Below are 16,614 nucleotides of genomic sequence, written 5' to 3'. Positions count from 1 at the left end.
AAAGTTAAAAAGCCTCGCATTTGCGGGGCTTTTTGTTAAACATAGTCTAGTGCTTTAAATCACTGTTATTTATGTGGTTATTAGCTAATATTTGGATATAACAAATGCGCGCAGAAAAAATAAGCTGAACAGGGGTGATCTTTACTTTAGTTTTCTGGTAAAATCTCGTCCTAATTTTCTCTAAGTGAATTTACGATGGGTAAAAACGTTGTTGTATTAGGCACCCAATGGGGTGACGAAGGAAAGGGTAAGGTAGTTGATCTCCTTACAGACAAAGCATCTTTAGTAGTTCGTTATCAAGGTGGCCACAATGCGGGTCATACTTTAGTTATCGAAGGTGAAAAGACGGTTCTACACCTTATTCCATCGGGTGTATTACGTGACAATGTTAAATGTGTGATTGGTAATGGTGTAGTTTTATCACCAGAAGCGCTAATGAGAGAAATTGGCATGCTTGAAGAACGCGGCGTACCAGTACGTGAGCGTCTTTTAATAAGTGAAGCATGTCCGCTAATCTTGCCTTTCCATGTTGCATTAGATGTAGCCCGCGAAACTGCTCGTGGCGATAAGCCAATTGGTACAACTGGCCGTGGTATTGGTCCTGCGTACGAAGATAAAGTGGCTCGCCGTGGTTTACGCGTAGGCGATTTATTTAATCCTGAATTATTTGCAGCTAAATTAAAAGAAGTTCTTGAATACCATAACTTCACTTTAGTTAACTACTACAAAGTAGACGCTGTAGATTTCCAAAAAACGTTTGATGATGCAATGGCTGTTGCTGATATCTTAAAAGCAATGGTTGTAGATGTAACTGAGCTTTTAGATCAAACGCGTTTAGCAGGCGAAAACATTTTATTTGAAGGTGCACAAGGTACGTTACTTGATATCGATCACGGTACTTACCCTTATGTAACATCTTCAAATACTACAGCTGGTGGCGTTGCTACTGGTGCAGGTTTTGGTCCATTAAACCTTGATTACGTTTTAGGTATTATTAAAGCGTACACTACACGTGTTGGTTCAGGTCCTTTCCCTACAGAGCTTTACGACGGTCTCGAGAAACAAGATCCAGTTGGTAAGCACTTAGGTGATAAAGGCCATGAGTTTGGCGCTACAACAGGTCGACTTCGTCGTACTGGTTGGTTAGATGCAGTGGCTATGCGCCGTGCGGTTCAAATCAACAGTATTTCAGGTTTTTGTTTAACTAAGCTTGATGTTTTAGATGGCTTAGAAACGCTTAAAATCTGTATTGGTTACAAGCTTGAAGATGGCACAGTTACTAACGTAACACCATTAGCAGCTGAAGGTTACGATAAAGTAACGCCAGTATACGAAGAAATGCCAGGTTGGTCAGAAAACACTGTTGGTGTAACGAGTCTTGACGGTTTACCAAAAGCTGCGATTGACTACATCAAGCGTATTGAAGAAATTACGGGTGTTCCAATTGATATTATTTCTACAGGTCCAGACCGCGTGGAAACTATGGTACTTCGCAACCCGTTTGCGTAATTACCATTAGATTAAAAAAAGCTGCCTAGGGCAGCTTTTTTTGTATCTAAAATTCACCTTGGAACGATCTTTGTATATATTTTAATAAGTTTATTTTTATAAGTGGTGAGCATGCGTTTATTTTACCGTAATTGCGTATTAAGGCTTTCATTAATTCCGCTGTCTTTATTTATAGCAACCAACAGCTTAGCTACAGAAAGCCCTGCTGCTGTACCGCTGTATACAGAATCTGAGCTAATTGCGTTAATAAATAAAAATACGCATTTAGCGCGGGTGAAGGCAGATGATTGCCAGTTAGTGCAAGATATAGAAGCACGAGCCAATAAAATGGCATTGCCGTCTTATCAATTTTTATACGGCGATATGCTGGCTTATAACGTGTGCGTGGATCGTAATGTAGAGTTAGGTGTGTATTACATGCGAAAAGCGGCTGAGCAAGGCTTAGCGGCAGCGCTAGAGCAGTTAGGGCGTTACTACGACACCGGGCGTTTAGTTCAGCAAGATAAAGCAATGGCAATTACGTATTTGCGTGAAGCGTCGTCGCAAGGCAATTTAAAAGCACAACTACGTTTGGTTAAATTATTTAATGATGGCTATGGCAGCCCGCGTGATTTTGAAGATGCATACCGCTGGCTATTTAATTCTATGGTGGCAGATAAAGCGACTCATAAAAAAATTGAGCGAGCGTTGACTAAGTTAGCGCAAAAAATGCCAGATAGTGTGGTTGCGCGAGCTCGTCTTCCTATTTAATGGCTCTTAAAAAACAAAACCCTAACTTTTTAAGTTAGGGTTTTTGAGTTTTTACTACCTGTAAAAGTGTTTAACTTTCTTCTTTAGCCTTTGTTTGCGGGTCTTTTAAGACCGACATTTTAGGCGGCTGTAATGCAACAACACGCTCGCCTTCTTGCGGTGGTTTTTCCATGTTGATTGTAAACGGTCTTAGCTTAATAGGCGTATCGTCGTCGCTGTCTTTATCACCTTTAAGAATAAACAAAGGGATAGCCTCAGGGTTCATTTCTAGGTATTGCTCCCAGCTAAACTCATCCGAGATACGTGTTGAACTAACCTTACCGCCTTTAGCTATAATACTGCTCAAACGTGCGTATGAGCCTTCGTCGCCAAACAGTATTTGTCTGGATAAAAACGTTGCACTGTCTTTATTTGCTTTAGCATGCGACGTTGATGAGCGAAGCGAAAATACATTTTTTTCATTAAGTAAATGCGAAAAGTATTGAACGCCTAGCGCATTATGATGACGGTTTGGCGATAGCGCTAAGACACTGCGAATAGTTGTTAGAGGTAAGTAGCGTTCAGCATGCTCTGATTGCGGGTTACCATAATAACAAGCCAAGCCATCCATACGTGCCATTCTGCAGTTTTCCCATGCAGGGTCTGAAAGATGAACCGGAATACTCTGCTCTTGTAAGCCACGTCCAATTGCACGCGATACATGGTTTGCACCAATAATTAATATTGTGTTTGGCGATGGTTGGCGTACACCTAATAGCTTGGCAACAGGGATGGCTGTTAAGCTTTGCAGCACAACCGTAATGATGATCACCGTAAATATAAGTGGCACCATCTTTTCAGCATCAGCAACGCCAGCTTCCATCATACTTAGTGCAAATACCGACCCAACTGCTGCGGCAACTATACCGCGTGGAGCAATCCAGGCAAGTACCAAGCGAGACTTCATTGGTAAGTCAGTACCAAAGGTCGAAATAGCAATACACAGTGGGCGTGCAACAAAAAGCACAATAGCTAAAAATATAAATACATCGCTGTCGAGCATCATCAAATCAGAAAGCTGTAAACGTGCTGCAAGTAAAATGAACAGCGTTGATATTAATATCATCGACAAGTCTTCTTTAAACTCAAGTACAGAATCTATTTCTAAATCGTCTTGGTTCGCAAGCCAAATACCAAATACAGTTACTGCTAATAAGCCTGATTCATGGCTTAAATAATTTGATACAGAAAAACTAATAAGGACTAGTGCTAAAATCCCAAACTTATGTAATTCAAATGGCAGCCACTCGCGACGCATTAATAGGGTTGTTAGCCAACCTGCAGCAACACCAATACTTAAACCGACACCTAGGGTTTTAACTAAAGCAATAATAGTATGACTAAATACTTCGCCTTGGCCTACAAGCATTACAGCTTCAAATACCAATACAGCAAATAATGCGCCAATTGGGTCTATTACAATACCTTCCCAGCGAAGTATACGGTCTATGTCTTGTGTTGGGCGCATTGAGTTTAATAGCGGTGCTATAACGGTAGGGCCAGTAACAACGAGTACTGCGCCTAGTACCGCAGCAACACGCCAGTTAAGCTCAAGCAACCAGTAGGCGCTTAGGCTAATAATAATGCAGGTAGTAAGCATACCGATTGAGCAGAGATTCCTTACAACTTTTCCTATCCCTTTTAATTCTCTGAAATGCAGAGTTAAGGAACCTTCAAATAAAATGATGGCAACGCTTAGTGATACTACTGGAAACAGTAAATCACCTAAAAGTGCATCAGGGTCTAAAACACCACTAAATGGTCCAAGTAAAAGACCAGTAAGCAATAAGAAAAGAATAGCGGGTACTCTAAAAGCCCACGCGACCCATTGGGCAAGCACAGAGCAAAGTGCGATACCGGCTATGTAAATTGCTGACATAGATTAAGAATTCCTTATTTATGACGATATGTTTAGAAAGTATAACTTTTGTTAATTATTAATACAGGGGTATACACCGGAAACTCAAATATTACTAATCAATTTTAGCTGCTTATAAAAGATTAGTAGGCTTAAATTATTTAGCGAGAACTTAGCCACCTTATTTTAAAGTGTATTAATTGTTTAATTTATTGAATTTTAATAACAATATAAAGGGTATGAGTGTTTTGTATTAACTTAGTTCGAATTTTAACCTTGATTTTAAAGGGGTATTTGGTGTATTATACTTCGTGTTCTAATAATTAGTCATCTAACGAAGTTTATTGAAGATAAAACAGGCTTGTTAATCTTAACGTCATTTTTAATCTTTATAATCATGTGTTAGTGATGTTTCTAGTATTTGAGCATTACAAAATATCATTTGCCGAATTCTTGGTATGGTTTTGCCAAACAAGTTTATTTAATTATTTAAGTAAATAAAGGTTTGAGTTGAACTATTACTTTCAATATTTAGCCCCCCATCGTGGCGGTTAAATCTCGGTCCTTTGGTCTTCACCCTATCTGTTGGTGTATCAGACTTTAGAGGCTCTATGTATGTTGTTAATAAAAAAGCCACACACAGCTTTTTACAGCGATGCATAAACAACACTTTTAAATTTTTTGATTAGTGCTGCTCAATATTATTGGGTTGTTGCTACTTTTACTTAACCTCAAATCTAAGCTTCTTGTTTTAGATATGGTTTTTGCGTGTGTGTAAAAAAGTGTTGCCTAAATGAAAAGAAAAATTCGAAGCTATGTTTTAAACCTAGCTACTTAGTTTTAGCTCGTCTAATTAAGATGAGCGCAGATAAAATGGAAAGTTGAGCATTTATGCAAAAGTTAAATTGGCGACGTATCGTACTTAAAGTAGGTAGTGCATTAATTGCACCAGATCAAGATGGCTGCCGTTCGCGTTACATATTAACCATCGCACAGTTCATTGTTCGTTGTCGTGCCCGTGGAATCGAGGTGATTTTAGTATCATCGGGTTCTGTAGCGGCTGGAGCGCATTTATTCCCATCAGACAAACCTCGCTCTGTGGTGATGAAAAAAGCAATGGCGGCAGCAGGCCAAACAGAAATGATCGCCATGTGGGACCGCTTTTTTGACTTTCCATCTGCGCAGTTATTATTAACGCATGGCGATTTACGTGACCGCGAGCGTTATCAAAGTATTCGCGAAACAGTGTTTACTTTACTTGAGCATGGTGTTTTTCCTATCATTAATGAAAATGATGCTGTAACTACCGACGACTTAAGAGTGGGTGATAACGACAACTTATCAGCAATGGTCGCAGCAGCTGCCGATGCCGATGCTTTATTAATATTCTCAGACGTTGATGGGCTGTATGATAAAAATCCTAACTTGCATGATGATGCTGTGTTACTGCCTGAAATAAAATCAATTGATGAATCTATTTATGCTATGGCAGGATGTGCTACAAGTGCCGTTGGTACTGGTGGCATGAAAACCAAAATAGAAGCGGCAGAAAAAGCAACGTCACATGGTATAGCGACTTATATTATAAACGGCTTTAAAGAAGAAACATTTACAAAACTGCTAGCTGGGGAAAATCCTGGCAGCATATTTTTACCGTACGAAAAACCGATGCAGGACTCTGTACATTGGATGACACACACAGCAAATGAGCAAGGTGAAGTTGTTGTTGATGGATCATTTGATGAATCCCTTGAAGGTGAAAGTGGATGTATTCGCGGTGATGAAATCATGGAAGTCCATGGTGAATTTGCTGTTGGTGATACCATTTTAGTACGTAGTGAAGACGGTACGCGTTTAGCTAAAGCGACCGCAAATTATAGTAGCTGTTTGTTAAACTTTATTGCAGACAACGAACAGAGTGAATTCAGCGAAAAAATGCAGGATTCAATTGGACCAGTTATATCTGAAAAACATATCGCATTATTGGAGAAGTCATGAGTTTAATTACGGACATTTCACGCCAGACAGCTAAAGCTGCCCATACACTTGCTTTACTCGATACCGAGACTAAAAATCAAGTACTAGTTGAAATGGCAGCGGCATTAAGAGAGCAAAAAGCATTTATAATCAAAGAAAACGAAAGTGACCTAAGCGCAGCACGCGACAATAACTTAGCAGCCTCAATGATCGACCGCTTAACGCTAAACGATGAGCGTATTGAAGCAATGGCAGAAGGTATTGAAGTAATCGTAAGCCTGGACGATCCTGTTGGTCAACTACGTGATATTACAGAGCGTCCAAATGGCATTAAAATTCGTAAAATGCGCGTACCTCTTGGCGTTGTATGTATGATTTACGAAGCACGCCCAAATGTAACAGCAGACGCTGGCGCATTATGTTTTAAATCAGGTAATGGCGTAATTTTACGTGGCGGTAAAGAAGCACTTAAAAGTTCGCAAGCTATCGCAAGTGTAATGCACAGCGTACTTGAAAAGCATAACTTACCAGTATCACTTATTTCAGTGATTCCAGATCCAGATCGTGCACTATTAATGGAATTAATGCAGCAACGTGAAAGCATTGACTTAATAATTCCACGTGGCGGTGAAGGCTTAATTAACTTTGTAACTGAAAACAGTACGATCCCAGTAATTCAGCATTACAAAGGCGTTTGTCATCTATATGTAGATAAAGATGCAGACCTAGAAATTGCGCTTAACTTACTACTTAACGGTAAAACGCAACGTACGGGTGTTTGTAATGCACTTGAGGGCTTAGTAGTTCATCAAGATGTTGCAGATGAGTTTTTAAATCTGTGCGCAGTTGTATTACGCCAAGAAGGTGTAAAAATAAATGCTGACAGCTTTGCAGCTAAATACTTTGATAATGCAACTGTGTTAGCCGATAACGAATTTGGTGAAGAATACCTAGACCTAGAAATCGCTATTCGCGTTGTTCCAAGCTTTACGGCAGCGGTTGAACACATTGCACAGTTTGGTTCAAACCACACTGAAGTAATTTGCACTAAAAACGCAGCCGCTGCAGAGTTATTCCAGCGTAGTGTTGATGCTTCTGTAGTTATGGTTAATACATCATCTCGCTTTTCTGATGGCTCACAGCTGGGTCTAGGCGCAGAGATTGGTATAGCAACTTCTAAGCTTCATGCATACGGCCCTATGGGACTTGAGTCACTGACTACTGAGAAGTACTTAGTGAATGGTGAAGGCCAAGTTCGCGAGTAACCGCTAAAGCTTAATTTCATTAAAAAGCCGAGTATGGAAATACTCGGCTTTTTTGTTTTTTCAGACTACTCTGTAATTAATTTAGTTTTTCAAGCCAGTCGCTTGCAGGTTCAGGCCTGTGTAAATAATAGCCTTGAAGAATAACTTCTGGATATTCCTGCAATAAATCAAAGTGGGACTGGTTCTCAACACCTTCAGCAACTATCTCGAGTTCAAATAAACGGCCTAAGCTTACAATCATATCAATAATTAACTTATCGTTATTATCAGTCGGTGCTTCCAATACAAAAGAACGATCAATTTTAAGTTCTTGTATTGGTAGTTGTTTAAGATAAGTTAAACTCGAATATCCAGTACCAAAGTCATCAATTGATACCCTAATACCTAGCTTCTTGAGAAAGTGAACAGCCTCAATAGCCGCTTCCATGTGATTAAGTAATGTACCTTCAATTATCTCAATAGTGAGTTGCTGAGGATTAATGCTATGTTGCTTTATTTGTTGGCTAATAAAGCTTAAAAAACGCGCTTCATGAAAGTGCCTGCCACTTACATTAATTGATAGGTTTAACTTAGGGTGAGTTTTACTAAGTTGCGTTAATATTTCAAGTGCATTTGAAGTTACCCAGCAATCTAAGTCATAAATTATATCTGATTCTTCAGCTATAGATATAAACTCACCAGGGCTAATAAAGCCTTTTTGAGGATGCTCCCATCTTAATAAAACCTCAGCGCCTTTAAGGGTTTGGCTTCGGTCAAATTGAGATTGTAAATATAGGGATAACTCATTATTTGAAATAGCTTTACGTAAATCTTGCTCTATTTCAAAACGGCGTTTTGCTTGCTCGCCAAATGAAGTATCAAAAAAGGTAACCCTATTGCCGCCTTTCTCTTTTGCCTTGTAGCAGGCAGCTTCACAGTTACGAATTGTTTCAATAGCGCTTTCCCATTGATCTTCTCGTGGAAAAATATACGTACCAATACTTACCGTTAAGCTAACCTCTTGCTCATCCACTTTAAATGGATAGTTTATACCTATAAGTAGCTCTTGGGCTTTATTTTCAGCCATAGCTTGAGCTCTAGCTCTGCCAACGCCTTTTTCAACTGTACACAGTACTGCAAATTCATCACTGCCTAAGCGAGCAATAACATCTTTTTTACTCACCTTAGAATGAATTCGTTTAGTTAATTCTTTTAAAATGTTATCGCCAGCGAGTAGGCCTAATCCATCATTTATTGAGTGGAAGCTGTCTATGTCAATAATATAAATATAGGCATAACTATTTTCGGTACTACAAACCTGAAGTTGCTGCTCTAACTGCTTTAAAAAACCATTTCGGTTGGGCAAACCTGTAAGTTCATCATGCCATGTGAGGTAGTGAATTCTTTCTTGCGTTATCTTAACGCTAGAAATATCACTAAATACACCAATATAGTGCACGTTGGTATCTTGCTCGCTTTTTACCATACTGAGAGTTAGCAGCTCAGGGTAAAGCTCGCCATTTTTTCGTCTAGTTACAAGTTCTCCACTCCAATAGCCTGCTTGGCTAGCATGTTCCCATACTTGATCAAAGCTAATACTAGGGTGGTTATTTTGTTTAATATCGTGCAACTGCATTTGCAGGGAGTCAGATTCAGAGTAACCTGTAATCCGGCAAAATGAAGGGTTTACGGCAATAATTTTTCCGTTACTGTCGGTAATAACAACGCCATCAGCGGTTCCCGTTAGGGCTTGATAAAATAATTTTTGTTTTGATGAGAGTTCTTTTAATTCTTCTTCTCGCTGGCTTAGCTCTTGTATTAGCGATTCTATTTCAAGTAGCTTGTCGTGCAGGTCAAAGTTTTTTTCGATAAGCCTATCTAGCATGCCTTGAGCGGTAATATGAGTGCGTATACGTGCTCTAACTAGGGCTAGTTTATAAGGCTTGTGGATATAATCAATTGCGCCCATTGCAAAGCCTTTTTCTTCAGACTCTTCTTCGGTAAGCGCAGTCACAAATATGACGGGGATACCTTTGGTATTTTGTTTCGCTTTGAGTATATTACATACTTCGTAGCCGTCCATGCCTGGCATCATTATGTCTAATAAAATCAAGTCAGGCCGAGTTGACTCAATAAAGATCAAAGCCTGCTCACCACTAGTAGAAATACGTACATCGTAGTCGGTTAAAAGTCCTTCTACTAATACGTGTAAATTACTAGGTTCGTCATCAACAATAAGAATTAAAGGTTTATGCTTTTGTTCTGTGGTTAATCCATTACTGTTTGCGAGGTAATTTGAATGCACTATCTGTCCTTCTCTGCGTTCTCTACAATATTAAATCTAGTTCAGGTTAGTGGTTATGCCTAATTTTTATTATCGTTTCTATACATATCAATAAGCTCAATTACTAACGCGTAGTTAAAATGATCAATTGCTTCTTTGAGCTTAAATAGGGAGTGGCCTCTCTCATATTGATTCATTTCTAGCTGTCTAACCAAACTGCTAGGTACGGGGCGAGCGGTTAATGCTAATGAGTATATATTATCGATAACCGAGTCTTCGTTTTCTAGTTCATGTTGCTGTATATGTTCTTTTTTAAAGCTGTCAGCTATCAAAAATTGTTTTACAGCAAAAAGTGTAAGTATTAATTGCTCATTAAAATGAGATAAATTAATAATTTTCTTATCTATTAAGCTTTTCTCAACACTTTGCGCGCTTTGTTGCAGTAGCTCAAAGCCTAATGTGCCGGCCAAGCCTTTGAGTGTATGTACTAGTCGAATTAAGCTTTCTAACTCTCCATTTTTGATTAATATATCAGCTTTAATCGAAAAGTCATTGTAATCGTTGACAAACTGAGTAAATAATTTGGCTAACAATTCGTCATTGTTTTCTAGGTTTTCTTTTGCTAATGGCAGGTTTATAGTGCTCAGAGATTCGCTACTTTGCAGATGCTTTTCTATACTTTCGTAAAGTGAATCAAAAATAATCGGTTTTACTAAAAAGTCATCCATACCCGCTCTAAACGCTGCTTTTTTATCATTAGGATCTGCGGCTGCCGTAATTGCAATTATGGGAGTTTTGTAGCCTCGCTTTCTTAATATGCTTGTTGCTTCTAGCCCATCCATAACTGGCATTTGAACATCCATAAAAATAATATCGATGTCATTTATCTCTACTTTATCTAATGCATTAAAACCCGAGAATTTAGGGTGAGGCTTTAATTGCTTTTCTTTAAAATTATTTGGTGAGAGTGCTCTTAAAATTTCTACTTCACTATTTTTATTACCAATATTTATAATGTCTATATTTTCATTTTTTGCAATTGGCTCAGGAGACTCTTCATCGGTAATTAATAAAATAAGTGTTAATTTTTCATTAGCGTTTTTATTTTGAGCGTACAGTTGTTGTAAAATAAAGTTATCGTTGAGCTCTTTTTTTTCTATCGACATTATTACAATACTAAATGGGCTACTAGGCTGAGACATTTTTGCAATGGCTCTTAATGGTTCTTGTGTTGTTTCTGTCGTTATATTTATATCACTTAGTAAGTCCATTAATTTTTTAATTTGCTCATTATCAGGGCTAATTAATAAGGCGTGTTTTTTAAGCTTTTGTTGCTCAGATAAAGTAAAGGGTAGAGTAAAGAAAAACTCGCTACCTTGATTAATCGTGCTCCTTACTTGTATATCTCCGCCCAGCAATTTAGTTAATTGTTTGCTTATAGTGAGTCCTAAACCGGTCCCACCATACTTTCTTGTTGTGCTTGAATCACCTTGCGAGAAAGACTGGAATATAATTTTTGATTGCTCTTCAGTCATCCCAATACCCGTGTCTTTTATACTAAAGCGAAGGTTTATTGTTTTTTCGTGTTGAGATGTCGCTTCTATAATTAATGATATTTCACCATGCTCAGTAAACTTAATTGCGTTACCTACACAGTTATTTATTATTTGGCTTAAGTGCATTGGGTCGCCAATAAGTTCAAGCCCTGCATCAACGTGTAAAGTAAAGTTTAATAACAAGCCTTTTTGCTTAGCATTTGTTGAGAATAAATTTTGAACGTTAGAAACTATAGTATGTAAGGTAAAAGGGATTTGCTCTAACTGAACTTTTTCCGATTCTAGTTTAGAAAAATCTAGAATATTATTTAAAATCTGCAATAAATTTTGAGCACTTGAAAAGGCTTTATCTGCATAGTGTTTTTGCCTTGAGGGAAGCTCACTGCTTTGTAAAAGTTGCAACATACCTAATATGCCATTCATTGGGGTGCGAAGTTCATGACTCATATTGGCTACAAAATCTATTTTTGTTTTATTGGCTTTATCGGTTTGCTCCATAGCACTCGTCAGGTCGGCATTCATTGCTTCCATTTGGGAATTTAATACGCGGGTTTTATTGAGTAGCTCTTTGGTTTGCTTATTTTTTAAATATAAAGCGTTAGCTGCTTTTATTACCGATGCTATTTCAGTTTGATTTTGGCTGTTATTTGAAATAGTCACTGGCTTTTCGCTATTCATATCTTTAAGTAATAAAGTGAGCTGAGTAATTGGTTTTATAACCGATCTAAAAATAAAATAGCTTAAAAATAAAATGATTAACATAATTAAAACGGCAAATATATTTGCCTGTTCTGTATTTTTTGTTAAGTGGCTACTTAGTAGCTCTTCTGTTTTGATTAGTTTATTTTTTTCTATGTTTTTAATTTCATTAGTTAAATACAGCAATTCGTTTTCTATGCCTGTAAGCACTACATTTACAGAAAAAGTGTAGCTACGGGTGAGTAATACAAGTTGGTTATAAGCTTGTTTTAAGCTTGTTGTTTTATTGGAGAGGGATTCATTTATTACAGAGGTGCTCGTTAGTTTTTTATGTAAGTGATTTAAGTTTTGTTTTACATTTTGTGCTTCATCAAAATTAGGTTTATAGAGATAGCTTATAATTGCGTGTTTTAAATTACTTATTGTGAGTAAAACATCGTTAAAAATAACTTTATTATCATTGTTTGAAGACCCTTCTAAATCACTAATTGTTACCTGTAGGTCATCAATAGGCTGTTTGAACTGAGTAGTGTAAAGGTGTTCGCGTTTTTGTCTGTTTACGACAACTTGGCCAAATGTATCTTGGTAATTATTTAGATACTCGCCAAGGCGTATTAGTGAGTTTTTGTACTGTGGTGTATGGTTTTGAGTGTTTGCTTTTAGTTGCTTAAGATCTAGATTTGCCTTATTTAAGTAAAAATTAAATTTGGTAATCGTATTTTCATTTGCATTGTCAATAAATGAAACTGCATGCCCTTGCAGGGAAATAATATCGTTTTCTAAGTGATTCACAGCTTCACTTTGAATAAGCGCGTTATGCTGCGACTTTTGCAAGTTAAGTAAGGACGTTTGTGAATAGTTAAACAAATAGCTTTGTAAAAGAAGTAATCCAATCAGCGAACACAAAGCTAATATTATTTTTGATTTAATTGAATTTATTATCATTATCGGCTAATCAACTCATACCATTTTTGTAGACTGTAGTCATAGGTTGGCATAACTGTATTCCATACTGCTACATTGCTAAAGCGTTTATGGTAACTACCGCCATTACGTTGTCCACCTGCTTTTACTGCTACGTCGCCATTTGTATTTAATAAATCTATGCTTGTTACTTTTCCACCGTACCAGTAATCCCATTCGGCCGGCGATAAGAGTAGTTTAGAGCGTTGTGGGTTACTAATGTAATAACCTTGGCGAGCAATAAATGCACCAGGCCAACCCGAAAGCCACCAGTTCATATAATCGTAAGCTGCATCTTTTACGCTACTTTGTGTTTGTGACGATAAACACATAACACCATGCCAGCCTCGGTAGCCTTCTTTTGGCGCGGCAAAACGAACATTAATATTTTGGCTGTTTAACGCAGAGACGGCAGGCGAAAACATACTTTCTATATGGGCTCGCTTACTTTTCATAAATTCAATCGACTCAGGAACCGAATTCCAATAGCCACTAAAGTGACCTTGGCGTTTAAAGTCGAGTAATATACTAAACAATCTATCAAGTTCTGAACGAGTCATCGCACCTATATTGTTAAATTTTATAAGCCCTTTACTTTGTGCTGCTAGGGCTAGGTCAAAGAGTCCAATGGTAGGCGCATTTACGATAGCTACTTTACCTCTGTTCTCGTCATCAAGCAGCCAACTCCAGCTTTCGGTTTCGTATGCTATACCGGGCTTAATAAAATCGGTGTTGTAACCAAAAGAGTCAACATTATGCACATAAGGTAAAAAGCTAATATGATCGCTTTCTTGTGAGCTTAATGTGCCATCGGGTTGAACATTTAATAATTTATAGGGAGCATCACCTGCACCAATACTTGCAGTTTCGGTTAGTTTTCCCGTTTTAGTAAGTGGATTTATCTCGTTAAAGTAGGTGAGTCGTTTTTTTTCTATTGGCTGAATGGAACCTGCATCCCAAAGCACATTAATGCTGTTTGACCATTGTTCGTATAAATCAAAGGAGCCAGGGTCCATTGATGCCTTTTGCAAAACGGCAGCGCTGCCTGCGGGAGTAAATTCTATATTAATACCCAAGTCACTCATCGCTTGCTTGCGAATAGCCTCTTGGAGTGTTACATGCGTACCAAGTACTCTTAATGTGACTTTTTTTCGGGCAAAAACATAAGGCGCATGTGTTATTGCACCAGCTGTTAAACCTATTGCAGCTAGCTTTTTTAGCGTTGAACGCTTGGGTATGTCCATGTTAAGCCTAAAGTATTAATGTGTGACATTATATATAGCTAAGAACTTGTAAAGACACAAGTTGAATGGATAAATTTAAAATTATATAGAATGAAAAATTAGAATAGTAGGGTGTCAAAAAACAATAAAAACAATGGAAAAATAGAAGAGTAGAGCGAATTTGAAAAGGAATAGGAAAGTGGTGGAGCTAAGCAGGATCGAACTGCTGACCTCCTGCGTGCAAGGCAGGCGCTCTCCCAGCTGAGCTATAGCCCCACATTCCTAAGTTACATATAATGTAACTGCTTGACTGCTGAGTTCCAAGCGGGACGAACTTTAAGTTTTTTTATAAAATTGGTCAAGTATTTTTTCGTAAATTTTCACTGTTTACGTCAATTTTTGTTAGACTCGGCTTAATTCAAAACTAAAACGATAAAAAACAATGAAAAAATGTGTTCTAGCGCTTATGGTTTTACTCGCTGGCTGTGCCTCAAATGATGAGCCGCCTTTTGAAATAAATAATAAACAGTTTCACGAAAAGCAAGATGAGCAAGGTAATAAACTTTTTGCTTATGTTGTTTCGGTAAAAGCTAAGCATCGTGAAAACTTTAACCTTGACCGTGGTCCTAACAAGAGACCAAGCCGTGGTGAGGTTAAGCAGTATATTGAACAAGAGCATTTTGAAGAATCGAGCATTCTAAAGTTACAGCTAGAAGATCAAGCAGTTGAATTATTAAATCAAGAGCTAAAAGAGCGTGAGTATTGCGATAACAAACATGAAGTTAATGATGTTTTATGGCGAGATTTGAGCGTACAGCTAAGAGGACGTTGCTTGTAATATGTTGGCTGATAAAACTAAGTTAGCAGAGCTTTTAGTGCGCCTCGATATTACTTACGATGCAATAGAACATCCGCCGCTACATACTAGCTTAGCGGCTGATGAGTTTATGATTGAGCGCCCAGGTACTCGTCTTAAAAACCTGTTTTTACGCGATAACGAAGGCAAGCGACACTTTTTAGTTATTACAGCGCACAATAAGCAACTCGATTTAAAGGCACTATCAAAGCAACAAGGGCTTTCGCGTTTAGGGTTTGCATCAAGTGAGCGGCTAGCTAAATATTTAAAAGTGGCTCCTGGGTGTGTATCTATGTTGGCTCTTTTAAATGACAAGCAAAACGAAGTGAGCTTATGGGTCGATCAAGATATTTGGGGTGGTGATTTGTTTCATTGTCATCCGTTTGAAAACACCCAAACATGGTTGCTTAGTAAAGCTGATTTAGAAACATTTTTTAATCACACAAAGCATCAACCGCGCGTTGTATTTTTACCTTCAAAATAAGCCCACATAATTAACGATAAACCACATAAACAAACCGCAAGCAGCGTAAACATAAACGCTGTTTGCCCATGATGTTGGTATACCACACCGGGTAATAACGACCCCAATGCACCGCCACTGTAATAAAACGATACATATCCGCCATTGGTTACACTTGGCGGGGCTTTACTTATTTTATTAACGAGCGGTGCGGCAGTTGAATGAATCACAAACATAGCACCACAAAACAAAGTAAATGCGATTAAAAATAAGCTAAGCTGGTGGCTCATTAATAAAATAATACTCACACTATAAAAACTAAATACCGCAGTTAATAAATGCCAAGGCGAAGGGACTTTTTTAAGCAACCAAGGTGCAGCAATAGAGGCGAGGGCCCCAACTAAATAACCACTGTAAACTAAACCTATGTCACGAGTATTGGTAATTAAAAACGTGTTTTGTAATATAAACGGTAAGTAATTAAGTAATGCAGCAAAACAAAAAAACATACAAAAGACGGCACCGTACACTTTAAGGATAGCGCCTTCTTTAAGTTGTTTAATGTAATCCAGAGGGGAGAGCTGCGACGGTGTAGCTGGGTTTGTAAAGCGAGAATGCTTAATTGTCAAAGCTAAGCAAATAAGCATAAAAGCAATTACGTAATAAAAGCTCTGCCAATTCCATAAGTCGCTAAACAAAGCTGCGAGCACACGACCAAAGTAACCACCAACTATACTGCTACCAATATATAGGGTCATGTTTTTTTGAAGTGTATCAGCGCTATAGCTCATACCTATATAGCTAGTCATTGCTGTTAAAGCTGCGGGGAGCGTTAAACCTTGTAAAAATCTGACTAATAATAAAAGCTCAAAGCTAGGTACATAAATAAAAAGTAAGCAGCTAAGGCCTAAAAGCACCATTGCAATACGTAATATAAGTAGTGGATTTATTTTTGCTAAAAATAAACCATAAACGAGCGGGGCAATGGCTAAGGGCAGCATAGTTGCAGTCATTAAGCTGCCAGCTACCGCAGGTGCTACATTAAATTCGCTCGCAAAAAGGCTAAGTAGGGGTTGGGGTGCATAAAGCACAAAAAATATAAATACCGAGCAAACGAGTAGATGAGGTAAACGCATTATATGGCTCGTGCATTTGCTGATTGATTGCGTGGTATTGTATTAAAAATTGCTTTT

Annotated in this window: 11 protein-coding genes and 1 tRNA gene; 6 read left to right on the top strand and 6 right to left on the bottom strand. The window is 38.1% G+C overall.

The features are described 5' to 3' along the window. Positions 1 to 195: 195 nt before the first annotated feature. The gene (locus tag CXF76_RS18510) at positions 196 to 1,509 is read left to right on the top strand and encodes an adenylosuccinate synthase (RefSeq protein WP_010554354.1); all 1,314 of its coding nucleotides are present in this window, start codon (positions 196 to 198) and stop codon (positions 1,507 to 1,509) included. Between the two features lie 111 nt (positions 1,510 to 1,620). Continuing rightward, positions 1,621 to 2,259 (top strand): tetratricopeptide repeat protein, encoded by a 639-nt coding sequence (locus CXF76_RS18505; RefSeq protein WP_007586412.1) that lies wholly within the window; start codon positions 1,621 to 1,623, stop codon positions 2,257 to 2,259. Positions 2,260 to 2,329: 70 nt separating this feature from the next. On the opposite strand, the gene CXF76_RS18500 is transcribed toward CXF76_RS18505, so the two are convergent. Then, positions 2,330 to 4,177, bottom strand: coding sequence for a cation:proton antiporter (locus CXF76_RS18500; protein ID WP_024608191.1), 1,848 nt, complete (start codon positions 4,175 to 4,177; stop codon positions 2,330 to 2,332). Between the two features lie 870 nt (positions 4,178 to 5,047). Between CXF76_RS18500 and proB the strand changes: the two genes are divergently transcribed. After that, the gene (gene proB / locus CXF76_RS18495) at positions 5,048 to 6,154 is read left to right on the top strand and encodes a glutamate 5-kinase (RefSeq protein ID WP_024608190.1); all 1,107 of its coding nucleotides are present in this window, start codon (positions 5,048 to 5,050) and stop codon (positions 6,152 to 6,154) included. Then, positions 6,151 to 7,398: a glutamate-5-semialdehyde dehydrogenase gene (locus CXF76_RS18490; RefSeq protein ID WP_024590570.1), complete on the top strand. Its 1,248-nt coding sequence runs from the start codon at positions 6,151 to 6,153 to the stop codon at positions 7,396 to 7,398. Before proB ends, CXF76_RS18490 begins: the two co-directional genes overlap by 4 nt. A gap of 76 nt (positions 7,399 to 7,474) precedes the next feature. Here CXF76_RS18490 and CXF76_RS18485 read toward each other — a convergent pair whose 3' ends face one another. The 4 genes from CXF76_RS18485 to CXF76_RS18470 all read right to left on the bottom strand — a co-directional run bounded on the left by CXF76_RS18485 (position 7,475) and on the right by CXF76_RS18470 (position 14,378). Next, positions 7,475 to 9,682 carry a two-component system response regulator gene (locus CXF76_RS18485; RefSeq protein WP_101164334.1) on the bottom strand — a complete coding sequence of 736 codons (2,208 nt, stop codon included), beginning with the start codon at positions 9,680 to 9,682 and terminating at the stop codon, positions 7,475 to 7,477. 59 nt (positions 9,683 to 9,741) lie between these two features. Then, positions 9,742 to 12,861 (bottom strand): ATP-binding protein, encoded by a 3,120-nt coding sequence (locus CXF76_RS18480; RefSeq protein WP_101164333.1) that lies wholly within the window; start codon positions 12,859 to 12,861, stop codon positions 9,742 to 9,744. Then, positions 12,861 to 14,123 (bottom strand): ABC transporter substrate-binding protein, encoded by a 1,263-nt coding sequence (locus CXF76_RS18475; protein WP_101164332.1) that lies wholly within the window; start codon positions 14,121 to 14,123, stop codon positions 12,861 to 12,863. The genes CXF76_RS18480 and CXF76_RS18475 overlap by 1 nt, the downstream gene beginning before the upstream one ends. A gap of 179 nt (positions 14,124 to 14,302) precedes the next feature. After that, positions 14,303 to 14,378: transfer RNA gene (locus CXF76_RS18470), tRNA-Ala, on the bottom strand. Positions 14,379 to 14,544: 166 nt separating this feature from the next. On the opposite strand from CXF76_RS18470, the gene CXF76_RS18465 reads away from it, so the two are divergent. Both CXF76_RS18465 and CXF76_RS18460 read left to right on the top strand, forming a co-directional pair. Beyond that, entirely contained in the window at positions 14,545 to 14,940 is a 396-nt protein-coding gene (locus CXF76_RS18465) for a hypothetical protein (RefSeq protein ID WP_024607891.1), read from the top strand. A gap of 1 nt (position 14,941) precedes the next feature. Next, positions 14,942 to 15,442 carry a prolyl-tRNA synthetase associated domain-containing protein gene (locus CXF76_RS18460; protein ID WP_101164331.1) on the top strand — a complete coding sequence of 167 codons (501 nt, stop codon included), beginning with the start codon at positions 14,942 to 14,944 and terminating at the stop codon, positions 15,440 to 15,442. On the opposite strand, the gene CXF76_RS18455 is transcribed toward CXF76_RS18460, so the two are convergent. Beyond that, positions 15,409 to 16,557 (bottom strand): MFS transporter, encoded by a 1,149-nt coding sequence (locus CXF76_RS18455; RefSeq protein WP_010554361.1) that lies wholly within the window; start codon positions 16,555 to 16,557, stop codon positions 15,409 to 15,411. The two genes, CXF76_RS18460 and CXF76_RS18455, sit on opposite strands and share 34 nt — an antisense overlap. Positions 16,558 to 16,614 lie beyond the last annotated feature (57 nt).

It is taken from the genome of Pseudoalteromonas sp. 78C3, from assembly GCF_002836695.1.
In the GTDB taxonomy this organism is placed as follows: domain Bacteria; phylum Pseudomonadota; class Gammaproteobacteria; order Enterobacterales; family Alteromonadaceae; genus Pseudoalteromonas; species Pseudoalteromonas arctica.
The sequence above is the reverse complement of the archived record's forward strand: the minus strand, read 5'-3'. Positions and strand labels throughout refer to the sequence as shown.